This is a genomic window from Desulfosarcina ovata subsp. ovata (assembly GCF_009689005.1).
In the GTDB taxonomy this organism is placed as follows: domain Bacteria; phylum Desulfobacterota; class Desulfobacteria; order Desulfobacterales; family Desulfosarcinaceae; genus Desulfosarcina; species Desulfosarcina ovata.
In genome coordinates, this window is the sequence record NZ_AP021879.1 from 4,687,548 (window position 1) to 4,701,116 (window position 13,569).

At 50.1% G+C, this 13,569-nt stretch carries 11 protein-coding genes and 1 pseudogene; 8 read left to right on the forward strand and 4 right to left on the reverse strand.

Translation table 11 applies throughout. From position 1 onward, the window contains the following. Nucleotides 1–22: 22 nt before the first annotated feature. A complete protein-coding gene (locus GN112_RS20755) occupies nucleotides 23–2,020 on the reverse strand; it encodes an FAD-dependent oxidoreductase (RefSeq protein ID WP_155311975.1) in 1,998 nt (665 codons plus the stop codon). Between the two features lie 624 nt (nucleotides 2,021–2,644). Between GN112_RS20755 and GN112_RS20760 the strand changes: the two genes are divergently transcribed. Next, nucleotides 2,645–3,736 carry a hypothetical protein gene (locus GN112_RS20760; protein ID WP_155311976.1) on the forward strand — a complete coding sequence of 364 codons (1,092 nt, stop codon included), beginning with the start codon at nucleotides 2,645–2,647 and terminating at the stop codon, nucleotides 3,734–3,736. Between the two features lie 127 nt (nucleotides 3,737–3,863). Here GN112_RS20760 and GN112_RS20765 read toward each other — a convergent pair whose 3' ends face one another. The 3 genes from GN112_RS20765 to GN112_RS20775 form a co-directional block, all read right to left on the reverse strand. Next, a complete protein-coding gene (locus GN112_RS20765; protein ID WP_155311977.1) occupies nucleotides 3,864–4,367 on the reverse strand; it encodes an FG-GAP repeat domain-containing protein in 504 nt (167 codons plus the stop codon). Between the two features lie 1,318 nt (nucleotides 4,368–5,685). Beyond that, entirely contained in the window at nucleotides 5,686–6,144 is a 459-nt protein-coding gene (locus GN112_RS20770; RefSeq protein ID WP_155310207.1) for a hypothetical protein, read from the reverse strand. A gap of 13 nt (nucleotides 6,145–6,157) precedes the next feature. Continuing rightward, complete coding sequence (locus GN112_RS20775; protein ID WP_155311978.1) at nucleotides 6,158–6,379, reverse strand: hypothetical protein; 222 nt, start codon at nucleotides 6,377–6,379, stop codon at nucleotides 6,158–6,160. A 281-nt stretch (nucleotides 6,380–6,660) separates the two neighbouring features. Here GN112_RS20775 and GN112_RS20780 point away from each other — a divergent pair, with 281 nt between their 5' ends. From GN112_RS20780 to GN112_RS20805, 7 genes and pseudogenes are all read left to right on the forward strand, one after another. Continuing rightward, nucleotides 6,661–7,440, forward strand: a complete 780-nt coding sequence (locus tag GN112_RS20780) for a transposase (protein WP_155311979.1) — start codon at nucleotides 6,661–6,663, stop codon at nucleotides 7,438–7,440. Nucleotides 7,441–7,530: 90 nt separating this feature from the next. Next, the gene (locus GN112_RS35335; RefSeq protein WP_414736127.1) at nucleotides 7,531–7,683 is read left to right on the forward strand and encodes a transposase; all 153 of its coding nucleotides are present in this window, start codon (nucleotides 7,531–7,533) and stop codon (nucleotides 7,681–7,683) included. A 114-nt stretch (nucleotides 7,684–7,797) separates the two neighbouring features. Then, nucleotides 7,798–8,840 (forward strand): annotated as a pseudogene (locus GN112_RS20785) (IS630 family transposase). Beyond that, complete coding sequence (locus tag GN112_RS35565) at nucleotides 8,741–9,439, forward strand: IS91 family transposase (RefSeq protein ID WP_155311980.1); 699 nt, start codon at nucleotides 8,741–8,743, stop codon at nucleotides 9,437–9,439. The pseudogene GN112_RS20785 and the gene GN112_RS35565 overlap by 100 nt, the downstream one beginning before the upstream one ends. Before the next feature lie 448 nt (nucleotides 9,440–9,887). Then, complete coding sequence (locus GN112_RS20795; RefSeq protein ID WP_155311981.1) at nucleotides 9,888–10,871, forward strand: hypothetical protein; 984 nt, start codon at nucleotides 9,888–9,890, stop codon at nucleotides 10,869–10,871. 270 nt (nucleotides 10,872–11,141) lie between these two features. Further along, entirely contained in the window at nucleotides 11,142–12,023 is an 882-nt protein-coding gene (locus tag GN112_RS20800) for a tyrosine-type recombinase/integrase (RefSeq protein WP_155311982.1), read from the forward strand. Beyond that, nucleotides 12,007–13,218 (forward strand): IS91 family transposase, encoded by a 1,212-nt coding sequence (locus tag GN112_RS20805; protein ID WP_197743361.1) that lies wholly within the window; start codon nucleotides 12,007–12,009, stop codon nucleotides 13,216–13,218. The genes GN112_RS20800 and GN112_RS20805 overlap by 17 nt, the downstream gene beginning before the upstream one ends. Nucleotides 13,219–13,569: the final 351 nt, after the last annotated feature.

Here is a 13,569-nt window from a genome sequence, read left to right on the forward strand (position 1 = left end):
TTTAATAAAATGGGTGGGCGCCTCATATTGCTGAGAGCATCAGTCGGTAACATCGCAAACAGCGAGCTGCCTCAACGCGGGCCTGGGCGGCGGAAAAGCCTTTTTCGACTTCATCGAAGCTGCCGATACGCACGTCCGGGGCCATGATTTCAGGATGGGCCCTCACGGTTTGGCCTGGATAGGCAAAGGTCTCCTGAGACCTGCAAACCGTATCGGGGGTGATCATTTTTCTTAAAAGATCAATGGGCTGTGGTGTGCATTGGCCTGCTTCGAGGTACTCGGTGATAAACCGGGCGGCGTGCTTGCCGGCGGCCAGGGCCTTGATCAGGGTGGCCGGTCCGGTTACGCAGTCGCCACCACCGAAAATGTGGCTGGTTTCGGACTGGAAGGTGGTCTGATCCACCACCAGGGTCTTCCAGGGAGTGAGGGCGTCTTCTTCGGGCAGGACGCAGTCCACCACGCAGACCTGTCCGACGGCCGGGATGATGGTGTCGCAGTCGATGACAAATTCCGATCCCTGGACCGGAACCGGCCGCCGCCGGCCACTGGCGTCCGGTTCTCCCAATTCCATGCGCTGGCATTTGAGGCCGGTGATCTCCTCCCCGTCGGCCACGATGGATACCGGCGCCACCAGGTGGTGAAAGTGAACCCCTTCTTCCTTGGCTTCCTCGATCTCCTGGGGATCGGCCGGCATCTCCGCCTCGGTGCGGCGATAGAGCAGGTTGACATCGTCGAAGCCGATGCGCCGGGCGGTGCGCACGCAGTCCATGGCCACGTTGCCGCCGCCGATCACCACCAGCCGCTTACCCGACAGTGGCGTGCGGCCCCTGGCCGCCTCGGCCAGGAAATTGACCCCGGTCATGAAACAGCGGTAGCCGGCATCCTCGCCCTCACAGCGCATCTTGGATGACTCGGGCGCGCCCACGGCCAGAAACACGGCCCCATAGCCCTTACCCAACAGCTCATCCAGGCGGATATCCTCGCCGACCTTGATTCCGTAACGGATTTCGGCTCCCTGTTTTTCCACCATGGCCACTTCATGGGCGATCACCTGGCGCGGCAGACGATAGGAGGGGATGCCATAGGCGGCCATGCCGCCGGGACCCTCCTGGGCCTCGAAAATGGTGCAGCGATAGCCCTGTTTGCCCAGATAGTAGGCGCAGGAAAGGCCGGCCGGACCGGCTCCGATAACGGCCACCCGGCCTGGTTTGGCCGGTGGTGGTGGGGTGTCCGCATCCAGTTTGGCGGCCATCTCCTCGTCGGCCAGGAAGCGTTTGACGGCCCGGATGGCCAGCGGCTCGTCAAGGCGTGAGCGGCGGCAATGGGTTTCGCAGGGACGCACGCAGACCCGGCCGATGGTGCCGGGCATGGGGCAGTCGGCCCGTACCGTGGCCATGGCCTGGGACCAGCGATCCATGCGCACATTTTCCAGGTAGGCCGGAATGTCCACGTTGGACGGGCAGGCACTGATACAGGGGGCGGTGACCATGGATGCGTAGCTGCCGCGGCGCACCGGCCGTTCGTTGTTGATGACGGCCAAAAAATCCGCCTGAAAGTTGTCCATCAGGTCAACGACCGGCTTGGCCATGGTGCGGCCGATATCGCAGCGGGCCGTGCGGCTGATCTGCAGAACCAGGAAACGGATTTGTTCCAGGGTCTTTTCAGACCCGCGACCACCGACGATGTCGTCCATCAGATCGACCAATTGCGCCGTACCCAAACGGCAGGGGATACATTGGCCGCATGATTCGGCGGCCGTGCGCTTGAGATAGGCATCCAAGAGATCCACCGGATCCACTTCCGGATCCCGGATCACAATGCCTTCCCACCCCATCAGTGCTCGGACGCTGGCATCACAGGAATCGATCGACGCCTGATCTCCCGTCCATGTGTTGATCACCGGATGTTCCATATTCTCTCCTTTAGATGGTTCCGCACCGATGCCCGTCAATGCGGAAATACGGGTTGCACACCTCTGGCGCGGATCCGACCGCGAACCGGTCCGGCGCAGATTTCTCATGGGATTGCGTCCATGCTTCCCATGAATAAAACAGATTAAAAAAGTGATAGACGTTCAGCGGGTTGCCGTCACGGGCAACAACAACCGGGCACTCAAGTAAAGCCGCTGAGGGGATAAGCGGTGGGGATGGATGCCGTTTGAAGCATGCGGATCCGGTGATCAGGAATCATTGGCCATGAACCCGTTTGTATCGATTGGTACGCACCTTTTGCCAAATCAGGAAAAATGGAACCGGTTCGTCAATGGATACAATTATTCGTTATGAAAGGCGATATGCGCTGTCAGCAATAGGCCTGTCGTTTTGCCAGCACGGGCAAGATCAGGAAAGCGCTCAAGTGAAGCCGCTGAAAGAAGGTATGGAAGGCATGCGGGTTTTCGTATGAAAAGGGTTTTCGTTATGTCACTTGGGACTCAGTGCTACTATCATTGGCGCAAAAAGTCAATTTATCATGCAATCGTAAAAAATCATGTCTCCGGCGGATTTGTAAAATTTTCTGAAAACGCTAAGCCGGCCCTCCCAACGGACGATAATAATCGTATTGATCAAAACCGATGGCACCAACCCTTGCCATCAACCAGCACTACCATAACAGCCCAGGCTTTTAACCGTTCAGGAGGTATCCCGTGAAATTGAAGTGCTTTCCCTATTTGTGCGTGGCGGCCGTGATCGTCGTCGCTTCCGCTTCCCTCATGCATCCGGCCATGGCGGCGACGCCCCTTTTCATGCAGACCGTTACCATCAACGATCCTCAGATGGGCGGCATTCCCGCCTTCCGGGTGCTGGCCCCGGCCGACTGGCGGCCGTCCGGCGGCCTGGCCTGGAACATCGCCCTGGCCAACCTGGTGACCGCCGATGTGGCCATCACCGCAGCGGACGGGTCGGCAGGCCTTTTTGTCCACCCCGCACGGTTGTTCATCTCCGGCCAGATCGAGTACCAGTGGCAGCGGGGCCAGCCCTATCTGGGAATGATCGTCATGCCCATTCCCGACAGCCCGGCCGCCTTTGTTCAGCAGATCGTGCTGCCTGAACAGCGGCCGGGGGCCCGCAACCTGCGGCTGATCAGCCAAAAGGACCTGCCGGAATGGGCCGACAGCATTGCGGCCGCCAACCAGCAGCCCGGCGGGATCACCCGGGGGTATGGTACCCGTGCGCGATTCGCCTATACGGAAAACGGTGTGGCCTGGGAGGAGGATTTTTACTGTGTGGTGCTGGTGTTCAAGCCTCAGATGGGGCCGCCGACCCTGCTCTGGCAACCGGATCGGAACCTCTCCGTGAGAGCCAGAAAGGGCCGGCTGGATGCCCTCGATCCCCTGGCCAACGCGTTTGTCAATTCGTTTCGCGTTGACCGCAGCTGGTTTGCCCGATTCACCAAGGTTCAGCAGCAGTGGATCGCGGCCCGGCAGCAGGGTATCGCCAATGCCGGTGCCCTGAGCCGCGCCATCAGCCGCAGCAACGATGCTTTTGACAACGCCCTGGCCCAATCCTGGAAAACCCGCCAGCAGGCCGAGGACCGGGCCAGCCGGGAATTCAGTGAATATATCCGCGGCACGGAGAACTACAACGATCCCTCCAGCGGCAACCCGGTGGAGCTGCCCGGCGGCTATGATTATGCCTGGGGCAACTCGCTGGGCGAATATGTGCTCTCCAACGATTCCGGGTTCGATCCCAACCAGCATTCGAGTACCGACTGGGTGGCCATTGAGCCGGTGCGGTAATGCGCCCCATATACAACACCCCAGCCGACCGAGCGTGCCAGGGGATTGTGTTACCCACCCCCTGGCACAGACGTTGAGATTTCCTGACGGTCACGACGAGCGGTAGCGTTTTATGTCGGATTGATGTTTATTCGGAAGGGCCGGGGGAAAGAAATGCCTGTACCGAGCCTCTGCCCGTATCAGACGGATTGGTACCGTCTTCTGCAAAAGCGATATCCGGAACGCCATCAGCGTTAAAATCAAAGACGACCATATCGAACACGTCAACATCTGAATCAAGATCGATGGCAATGGCGATGTCTTCCTCGACAAATGTGCCATCGCCATAAGCGACGCGAAACATGCGAAGGTTGGTGCCCAGCGAGTAGCCTTCCAGAGTGCGAATCGTAAATACAAGATCGGCAATGCCATCGCCGTTGAAGTCCCCCGTGGCCAAATCCCCAGTGACTTCGGCATCATCAAAATAATAGGCCGCATTCGATGGTTCGCTCCAGGTGCTGTCGTCCTGAAAATGGGCCAATGCGGCGTCAGCGGTGATTAACACCCGCTCGCTTCCATCGTCATAGCCGGGCAGAATCAACAACAGCAGAGCAACGCACAAACCGACGGTAATTGAAAAACGACAACGCATTTTACTACCTCCCTTGTAATAGAAAATGTTCCCAAAAATGTGGTGTTATGAATGCAGATTCGCCAATTTGTGAAAAATGACAATGAAGGCCTGAATCAACGGGGTGGGGAACCCGGCGCTGCCCGAATACCGGTAGCGCCATTGGGCCATTGGTATCGCCTTTAAGAGCCTGTTTGAGAAGTCTGCATCAGGCCCGATAACAAGGCGGAAAGTGGCTCGAAAGCGGAGCATATACGTAATATGTGAGCATTTTGAGACATTTCCCAACGCCGTTAGCGGGCCTTAGACGGATTTATCAAACAGGCTCTAAGATAACGGTTTGGGTAAAGCCAGAGGGAGGACGTTGGACAAGCCATTCTGGGATGACCGACAGAACAGCCAAAAACCATTATTTTGATAAACCAAAGTAGGCGATTGTCGAGCTTCCCGCAGATTCAAGGCAGCTGTTGTGGGGCTATGGTCGGCGATGCGCTGCGGCGGCTAACGCCGAAGATGCGGTGAGATCGGCAATCCCGGAGGGGTTTGCCTGAAGGAAAACGGCGAACAGGCTCATGACATCGCGGACTTCATCCAGCAACGATGGCCGTTGGGGACACCCTGCTTCTTTGATGGTATTTTGTCATCATAAGAATCGGTTTTATGAGCCATGTCCCATCCTCCATGTTTGTGGTAACTCATTAATGTGTCAATATCCAATTGACATGATGGGGAATTAAAGATAGTCAAATATCCATGGTTCCATCCGTTACGCTCCATACTTAAAGAGAAACAAGCGTGAACGTTTGTTCATATTGCACCACGGATTACACCAAATGCCAAATTTTTATTGGTCTGATGAGGCCAATAAATGCCGAAATCCGGGGTATTATTGGTCTCATCAGACCAATAATACGATTTCGTCTGCTGATTAGACGTAAAATAAGGCGTCTAACTAGCAGTCTAATCCATGTTCGGAAAAAGCAAAGGAAATGATTATGAATCTAAAACGATTTTCAGTAAAAGTTCTATTGATACATCTTTTTGTCCTTATCATCATCTTTCAAGGAGGGTGTGCTCCTGGTACTGATATGGCATCTTCGGCCATTGTTGGGAAAAGTGTCGTGTGCCACGTTTTTTGAGACTGTCATCCCACGTTTCATGAGACCATCCAGGTAGCATTCGATATCGTCACGTTAGCATATATCATATCGACCATAATAAAGACGGATTCAAATGACCAGATGATACAGCCTACCGCGTGGATGGCGTTTCGCCAACTATGCAAAAAGCAACTACCGTAAAAAACCGACTTACAACAAGAAGTCAGTATATTTTTCCTCTACATATTAGCAAGGCAGAAGCGCAACTCACCCCATGAGCCTCTGTTAACAACGACGATCTTGGTATTGATGGATCGAATTTCAAGTTTTTTTTCAACGAGTTTACCGGTGTAGATCAGGAAGTTTTTAGCGGAAGTGTAGGCGATCAGGAGTCTGTAAGGGGTGTTGTCGAACAACAGATCCAAGCGCACCTGGCCGGTACATGGTTCTCTATCGATACATTTCTGGCAGAGTTTTTCCTGATCATTGATGGGTTTGACGGCATCCAGAGATCGGCAGACAGGGCGTCGGTTCCGGTAGAGCGTTCTGGCGGCGCCGTAATCAAGGATCCGGCAGTCAAGCGCTGGGATCAGTTTTCTTTTGTCACCCAGATCGATGCCCAGAGGTTTGACGGTGATGTAGCGTGCCATCATGCGCTGTACGATGTCACGCAGGATTTCGGCTTGCTGCGGGTTCATGGCATATCTCCTTTCATGTCAGTTCCCAGCGTTGGAGGATGTCGTCGAGGGTAAAGGGATCGATGGGGCCGTCCGGTTTGCTTTCGGCCAAGATTTTTTTGAGCATAGGGACAACCAGGCCCGGGATGCCTCTGGCGCGTTCAAACAGGATATGCATCCCCTGCTGACAGATGCGCTGCAAATTTTCGGGGCCGAAGTGATATTCGATAAAAGGAGGCAGTTCATCGAATGTCAAACCGTATTGACAGGTTTGACAGGGGGTCGGGCCGCGCTAACCAATTGACATTAAACGATTAGTAGATTAAAACAGGACTTAAAACAAGCTTAATCCACTGTTTTCAGCCTCAAAAATATCCGTTTAAGGAAATCACTGATTTATGGCCCGCGTATTGACAGGGGGTCGGGCCGCGCTAACCAATTGACATTAAACGATTAGTAGATTAAAACAGGACTTAAAACAAGCTTAATCCACTGTTTTCAGCCTCAAAAATATCCGTTTAAGGAAATCACTGATTTATGGCCCGTGCAAAGCGACATTATATCCCTGGTCATGTCTGGCATATTACCCATCGCTGCCATAAAAGGGCTTTTCTTTTAAAATTCGCTAAAGACCGCAGCAGATGGATCGAATGGCTGTATCAGGCAAAAAAACGTTACCTCCATTTGAGCGTATTGGATTACATGGTCACCTCCAACCATATTCATCTGCTTTTATTTGACGCTGGCGGGAATAACGTCATTCCGGATTCGATCAAGCTGGTCGCCGGCAGAACCGGCCAGGAATATAATTTGCGGAAAAACAGAAAAGGCGCCTTCTGGCAGGATCGTTATCATGCTACCGCTGTGGAAAGTAATCGTCATCTACGCCAATGTATCGCCTACATCGACATGAACATGGTCCGTGCTGGTGTTGTCGACCATCCCAAAAAGTGGCAATGGTGCGGATATAATGAAATCCAGAATCCCCGAAAAAGAAAAGGAATTATCGATTTTGATCGTCTCACGGGGTTGCTGGGTTTCGGCACCTATGAGCAGTTGAAGGACTCACATTTCAAATGGATAGACAGTGCCATACAGGATGAGAATACCGGTAGAGAGGTAAAATGGTCACAAAGCATTGCCGTCGGCAGCGAAGCTTACATTAAAAAGATCAAAGAAACACTTGGCTTCAGGGTAAGAGGGAGAAAAATCCGCCAGGTTGGGGATGCCTTTGAGCTTCGGGAAACCCTGAGACCCTATGGATCAGCCGATTTCTTCGAAGCCGATAACACGCATTTATGGGACTGGCAACGATAAGCCTTAACCTCACGTTTTCGGCATCAAAAAGAATCGATTAAGGCCATTTTAGGCCCCTGTTTTAAGTTCTTTCAAAAACATTACGAGAGGTTGCTGCGGCCCGACCCTTTTAAACTTTCGATCGCCGGAAATGGGAAGGAATGGATCAATAGCAAAGGGGAGTTCCTCTTTCCGGTAAAAGCGCTTTCGAAAGTTTTCCGGGGAAAATTCATATCGTATCTGGAAGATGCATATATACTGTGAATGGCAATAAAATACGATAATTTTTACCGATGTTAATTTAAAGCTGGACAATTGGGCTTTTATTTTTCATACTACCCTGGACGCATTGAACCATAAATGACCAGGGAGAAAACAATGATAAAAGTCGAGTTCTCTGAGCAGGATCTTAAAACTATTGAATATGAACGATTTCATCATCCCATTCCCCGAGTTCAGCGCAGGATGGAAGTCCTCTGGCTAAAAAGCCAGGGACTCCCACACAAACAAATTGCCAAAATATCGGGAGCCTGTGACAACGCCGTGACAAAATATCTGCGACTTTACCGGCAAGGCGGACTTGATGAGGTCAGAAAAGTAAATTTCTATCGCCCTGAAAGTGACCTGGGAACATACAGCGATTCGATTGAACAGCATTTTCGGGACAATCCGGTTGCCAATATTGCACAAGCGGCTGCTGAAATCGAAAGGCTGACCGGAATTCGACGCAGCAAGACCCAAGTTGGTGTATTTCTAAAAAAGCTTGGCATGAAGTACCGCAAAGTCGGATCAGTCCCTTCGGGTGCTGATCCCGAGGCCCAAGAAGAATTTAAAAAAAAGACCTTGAGCCAAGAATAGAACAGGCAAAGGCCGGTCAGCGCCACTTGTTCTTTATGGATGCCGCGCATTTCGTGTTTGCACCCTTTTTAGGTTACCTGTGGTGTTTCGCCAGGCTATTCATCAAAGCGCCGTCAGGCAGAAAGCGGTTTAATGTACTTGGCGCTCTCGATGCCATCACCCATGAGATGATTACGATCACCAATACCGGTTACATCAATTCATACAGCGTTTGTCAGCTATTGATTAAGCTCAGCGATAAATACTGTGATTTCCCGATTTCCATTGTTCTTGATAATGCCAGGTATCAAAAGTGCAAACTTGTGCAAAATACGGCAAAACTGCTGAACATTGACCTATTGTTTTTGCCACCGTACTCTCCCAATCTCAACCTGATCGAAAGAATGTGGAAATTCGTAAAGAAAAAATGCCTGTACTCGAAATATTATTCCGACTTCGAAGCATTCTCTAAGTCGATTCTACAGTGCCTTGCCGAGACGAGCGGCGACTACAAAAAGGAGTTGGATTCCTTACTGGCGTTAAATTTTCAATCATTTTCAAAATCGCAAATTATAACCGGTTAAAGTATAGCAAGAACCAGTTGTGCTTTCCCGGCAATACCCGTGCGTTAGGGACCCGCCAAGGGTTCCGGCGCTTGATCAAACAGCTGTGGTCGAAAAACTGGGTGGTCTATACCAAGCCGCCCATTGAGCGCCCGGAATGGGTGCTCGATTACCTTGGGCGCTATACGCATCGCATTGCCATATCGAATCATCGCATCACTGATTTTTCTGACGGCCGTGTGACGTTCACGATCAAAAACAGAAAACGCAAGACGACTGAAACCGTCACCCTCGATGCGGTCGAATTCATCCGGCGGTTCTTGTTGCATGTACTGCCCAAGCGGTTCGTACGCATCCGGCATTATGGCTTTTTGGCCAACCGTGGCAAGAAAAAGAACATTGGCCTGTGCCGTTTGTTGATGAACTTGTCCCCCGATATCCCCGAGGTGCGGGATCAGTCCGTCCAGGCAATCATGATGGCACAGGCCGGTATCGACATATTGAGGTGCCCAAGCTGCAAACAAGGAATGATGAGAAAGATATACGAAATCCCGGAAGGGTCCGGAAACAGTTCATTCCATATTTTGAGGCCGGTGTCGGTAACCGATAAGGATCCTTAGCAAATCGATCCACGAGCTTGTTTTCCAGGGATAGCTTGAGCGTGCATTTCCAAGGCGCTGAAAGTGATGGGATCGGTTTGCCCTCAGGTCATGAAACGATCGAAATCGGCATTCCCATAAATTGTGAGTGATGCCGAAAAGGCTTGGTTACCCGGTGTTTTCACCCATTCAACAATCACGATCACCCCCAGGATTCTGATTCTGCCCTTTCACCAGAACCAGCGAGGCAGTCCTCTGTTTACAATCCCCATATTAAATGGTAGTCATTTCGAGAATATGTTCCAAATTGCCTTAGTCCAACCAGTTTTATCCATCATCCCGCATCGCGCTAAAAGACCTTCAACATTGATTCAGCACCTTCATTTGTTGGGGGTACGTCGTTTCAATGGTTGGCGGGACGACGGATAAAACTCTATACGTTGGCCATATAAGCATGTAGGAGCATAAAATGAAATTCTACATAGCATCTGGAATAAAGAATAAAGACAATGTTAAAAAAATATTCGATCAACTGATAAACACAGGGCATGAAGTAACTGCCGATTGGACTTTAACGGATGATATCCCTGAAGATGGGAGAGATCAAAAAAGCGAATATGTACGATCAATAGCTAAAAGAGATTTTGAGGGAATTCGAGAGTGTGATATTTTTGCCTTGCTCAGTGATCCAGAAGAAGGACGATCCATGTACGTTGAATTGGGCATAGCCTTATCAATGTACCAATCAACTGGCAGACCAAAAATTTTTATTGTTGGACCAAAGAATAATGAATCTGTATTTTATTTTCATCCACTTGTTGATCGCGTTAATACTATAGAGGATATTTTGAAATATTCAGCGAATTTGGATACAATCGAATTGCCATCTAAAAGTCATGAGGGGCGACTTGAGGAATATAAATCGTTACGGGCTGAAATGTTAGAGATTATCAAAGAAAGAGTTTGGGGCCAAGCCACATATGCAGCGTTAAGCGCGGGTATGCTCGCTTTGATGAAGGATTCTGGAAAAATTCCCATTCTCATTTTTACTATACTTCTATCACTTCCATTTATTTTTCATACTATGCAGCGTGAGCATGCAAGAATCAGAATGGGAAACTATCTGCGAGCGGTCCTTGAACCAAAAATTCCAGGTATGTATTGGGAAGAGTATCTTGGTTTATGGCGTGGGAAATTTGGCCAAGAAGAAGGTAAAGGTTTTCTTAATATTTTTGATAGGATAAAGCATCTGATTAGTTTTTCTGGACTCTATTTATTAGTTTCTGGATTTTGTTTGGTCTATCTGTTTTTTGTAACCAAAAATCCAGATATTAGATTTTTAGGAATATTTTGTTTTATTTTCTTGATAGGGGCGTATGTAAATTTTTTTCTGTTATATGGTAAAGGTCAAAAAGAATATAAAGAGTTACTGCGCCTCGGTCCAAAAGCTTGAGGCCAACCTGTTTCTCCACGGGATCGCAAAAGGCGAGCGATTGTATCTCTGGCCAAGTCATCGTTTAACATCTCACTGCCTGTCCGCCTTCAGTTACTTTTGCGGCCCGTGAGAACGGCGTTGGACTAAGCCGCTACGCGGCAGCTAACCCACCAGAATTTCTGTAATTCTTTCCTCATTTCCGGTTTTTCTCCGATTTTATTATAATTCCCTCCATCGGTATAACTCCGAAAATCTCATATTTATCTCATTAATCAAAGGAGGGAACTCATGTCAGAACTGCGTAAAAAGATGATCCGGGCAATGGAACTTAAGGATTTTTCACCGAGGACTCAGCAATCCTATTTGTCTGCAGTTGAAGGCCTATCAAAATTTCATCGGAAGTCACCGGATCGTCTAACGCAAACAGAAATCGAAGACTACGTGCTTCACCTTAAAGATGAAGGGAAGAGCGCAAGCACACGCAATGTTATCATTTCCGGGATGAAGTTTTTCTACCAGCATACACTGATAAACAGCGAAATCGCATTGAATATGCCAAGTCGTCGTAAACCAAAAATCCTACCTGAAGTTCTCAGTAGAGAGCAGGTTCGCATGATCATCGATACTCCGGCGGATCTCAAGCATCGGCTGATATTGATGACGGCTTATTCTGGAGGGCTTCGAGTCAGTGAAGTGGCAGCACTGAAAGTCAAAAGCATCGACAGTGCACGGATGGTGATCCGGGTCTATCAGGGCAAAGGCATGAAAGACCGCGATACGCTGCTTTCTAAAAAACTGCTGGAGGAACTACGGGGCTATTGGAAGGTCTATCGCCCGACAGATTGGCTGTTTTACGGTAAACGTCGCGACACTCCCATGAGCATCACATCGATTCAGAGAATGTACCGCCGTGCCAAGAGCGACGCCGGCATCACCAAGGGCAAGGGCATTCATTGCCTTCGCCATTGCTTTGCCACTCATCTGCTGGAAGCCGGCTATGATGTGCGCAAGATACAGCTTCTCATGGGGCATCGCTCGTTGTCCACCACCATGGTCTATCTTCACGTTTCCAGAAACGGGTTGGCCAAGGTCCAGAGCCCGCTGGATTTCATCGAAGAGCCGGAACAACAGGCGCCGCCGTGGGAGGATGACGATGAATCCAATCAATAATTATCCTCAACCAGCAAACCGACAGGTGGAAGTGGCGGATATTTTGCGCTGCCACATCGGTGACTATCTCAAAAGATACAATATGCCGCCGGAGCATTACAGGGTCGTATACGACATTTTAAATTGCCGGACCGCTTATCTTGGCGGGCACGTTGAAATGTGCGATCAATGCGGAGCCGAACGCATCCTTTACAACTCGTGCCGCAACCGGCATTGCCCGAAATGCCAGACCATCACCAAGCAACGCTGGTTGTCCGCCCGGCAGGCTGAACTTTTGCCGGTCAACTATTTTCACAATGTTTTCACCCTTCCTCATGAATTGAATCCTTTGATTTTGTGCAACAAACCACTCATGCTGGGATTCCTGTTTCATGCCGCCAGCCAGACGTTGCTCGATTTCGGCAAGAATCCGAAAAACGAACTCGGTGGTCAGTTGGGGATCATCGCTATTTTGCACACTTGGACGCAAACATTGATGGATCATTTTCACCTGCACTGCCTGGTGCCTGGCGGTGCGATCGCCGGAAATGGGAAGGAATGGATCAATAGCAAAGGGGAGTTCCTCTTTCCGGTAAAAGCGCTTTCGAAAGTTTTCCGGGGAAAATTCATATCGTATCTGGAAGATGCATATAGCAAGAACCAGTTGTGCTTTCCCGGCAATACCCGTGCGTTAGGGACCCGCCAAGGGTTCCGGCGCTTGATCAAACAGCTGTGGTCGAAAAACTGGGTGGTCTATACCAAGCCGCCCATTGAGCGCCCGGAATGGGTGCTCGATTACCTTGGGCGCTATACGCATCGCATTGCCATATCGAATCATCGCATCACTGATTTTTCTGACGGCCGTGTGACGTTCACGATCAAAAACAGAAAACGCAAGACGACTGAAACCGTCACCCTCGATGCGGTCGAATTCATCCGGCGGTTCTTGTTGCATGTACTGCCCAAGCGGTTCGTACGCATCCGGCATTATGGCTTTTTGGCCAACCGTGGCAAGAAAAAGAACATTGGCCTGTGCCGTTTGTTGATGAACTTGTCCCCCGATATCCCCGAGGTGCGGGATCAGTCCGTCCAGGCAATCATGATGGCACAGGCCGGTATCGACATATTGAGGTGCCCAAGCTGCAAACAAGGAATGATGAGAAAGATATACGAAATCCCGGAAGGGTCCGGAGACGGCACTGGTTCAGTTCAATAGGTGATCCAATAATATCAATATGTTATAGCAGGCTTGAAAAACCAGTCATATTGAATATAACTATCTGTTATTAAAATGAAAAATTGTACCCCCTTAGCTAAATTACCTATTGAACTGAACCAGTGCCAAGTGATGGGATCGGTTTGCCCTCAGGTCATGAAACGATCGAAATCGGCATTCCCATAAATTGTGAGTGATGCCGAAAAGGCTTGGTTACCCGGTGTTTTCACCCATTCAACAATCACGATCACCCCCAGGATTCTGATTCTGCCCTTTCACCAGAACCAGCGAGGCAGTCCTCTGTTTACAATCCCCATATTAAATGGTAGTCATTTCGAGAATATGTTCCAA

Coding starts and splice junctions, on each gene's coding strand:
- GN112_RS20755 (WP_155311975.1), bottom strand. CDS start 2,020: ATGAGAAATCTGCGCCGGACCGGTTCGCGGTCGGATCCGCGCCAGAGG.
- GN112_RS20765 (WP_155311977.1), bottom strand. CDS start 4,367: ATGCGTTGTCGTTTTTCAATTACCGTCGGTTTGTGCGTTGCTCTGCTG.
- GN112_RS20770 (WP_155310207.1), bottom strand. CDS start 6,144: ATGAACCCGCAGCAAGCCGAAATCCTGCGTGACATCGTACAGCGCATG.
- GN112_RS20780 (WP_155311979.1), top strand. CDS start 6,661: ATGGCCCGTGCAAAGCGACATTATATCCCTGGTCATGTCTGGCATATT.
- GN112_RS20795 (WP_155311981.1), top strand. CDS start 9,888: ATGAAATTCTACATAGCATCTGGAATAAAGAATAAAGACAATGTTAAA.
- GN112_RS20800 (WP_155311982.1), top strand. CDS start 11,142: ATGTCAGAACTGCGTAAAAAGATGATCCGGGCAATGGAACTTAAGGAT.
- GN112_RS20805 (WP_197743361.1), top strand. CDS start 12,007: ATGAATCCAATCAATAATTATCCTCAACCAGCAAACCGACAGGTGGAA.